The sequence below is a fragment of the Micromonospora sp. DT41 genome (assembly GCF_049841715.1).
In the GTDB taxonomy this organism is placed as follows: Bacteria; Actinomycetota; Actinomycetes; order Mycobacteriales; family Micromonosporaceae; genus Micromonospora; species Micromonospora profundi.
In genome coordinates this window covers 1-1,246 of record NZ_JBNCKU010000044.1, presented here as the reverse complement: position 1 = coordinate 1,246, position 1,246 = coordinate 1, and the positions used below count along the sequence as shown (strand labels likewise).

At 67.9% G+C, this 1,246-nt stretch carries 1 pseudogene; it reads right to left on the bottom strand.

The features are described from left to right. Positions 1-36: 36 nt before the first annotated feature. Positions 37-1,154, bottom strand: a pseudogene (locus ACLQ23_RS31500) (IS630 family transposase). Positions 1,155-1,246 lie beyond the last annotated feature (92 nt).

Below are 1,246 nucleotides of genomic sequence, written 5' to 3'. Positions count from 1 at the left end.
CTAGTGCCGTGACCACGAACGTTGACGGTGTTGGGGTCAGGCTGCTCGGGTGGTGGGTTGGCCCCAGTGTCGTTGTCGTTCGCTGCGGATGCGGGCTCGTTCTCGGCGTTGGGCGGCCAGGACGTCGGGGTGGCGGGCGTTGGCGTTGCGCCAGCGTAGGTAGGTCTGCAGCCGCCGGGTCAGGACGGTGTGGTTGGGGTGGTTCGAGCCGGCGATGACGAAGGTGCGTAGCGGCCCGAACTGGGCCTCGATCGGGTTGGCCCAGGAGGCGTAGGTCGGGGTGAAGCACAGCTCGACCTTGTTGCGGGCCGCCCACCTGCGGATCTTCGAGCCCTTGTGGGCCGACAGGTTGTCCAGGATCACGTAGATCGGTGCGCCGTCCGGGCGGGTGGCGCGGATCGACTTGAGCGCGGCCAGGGTGTTCGCGGCGCTCTTGCGCCGCCGGACGACGCCCCAGAGTTGGTCGTCGCCGACGGAGTAGCAGCCGTGGAACTGCGGACTCCGTGCAGCTTGTGATAGTTCGCGGGCAACCGGCGGGGATGGCCTGCCGGAGCCCAATCGGCACCGGCCTGCGGCCTGATCACCAGGGGCCCGAACTCGTCGAACGCGAACACTCGCTGCGGGAAGTGGCTGCTGACGTACTCGATCCGGGCGAGTTTGGCGTTCCGGTCAGGGTCGGTGGACTCCTTCCACGTCTTGGTCCGCTGGAAGGTGATCTTGTGCTGGTGCAGGATCTGCCGCAGCCGTTCCCGCCCGATGCGGATCCGGCGGTCGGCATCCGTGCTCAGGTGGTCGGCGAGCTTGCGTACGCTCCAGCGGGTGAACGGTCGCCCCAGCTTTTCGGGGCGGGTGTGGGCCGTCTCGACGATGAACTGCTCTTCGTCGCTACTGATCTGGCGGGGACGGCCACCCGCCCACCGAGGGTCCAAGCAGGCCATCCCCATCTCGTTGAACCGGTGGATGACCTGCCGAATCGTGTCCTCATCGGCCTGGACGAGGCGGGCGATCGCCGGCACCGTGTTGCCGCCGGCCGAGGCGAGCACGACCATCGCCCGACGTAGGCGGATCGGGGAACCGCTTCCCCGGCGGGTGATTCTGAGCAGCTGCTGACCTTCCTGATCACTTAGCCGCCGCACGCGTACAGGTTCTGCCACCGCTACAGCCTGACCGCCCCGACGCCGCCCAGCCGACAGGCCCCACGGCGTGTCATCCAACACCGTGAACGTTCGTGGTCAGAGCACTAGCT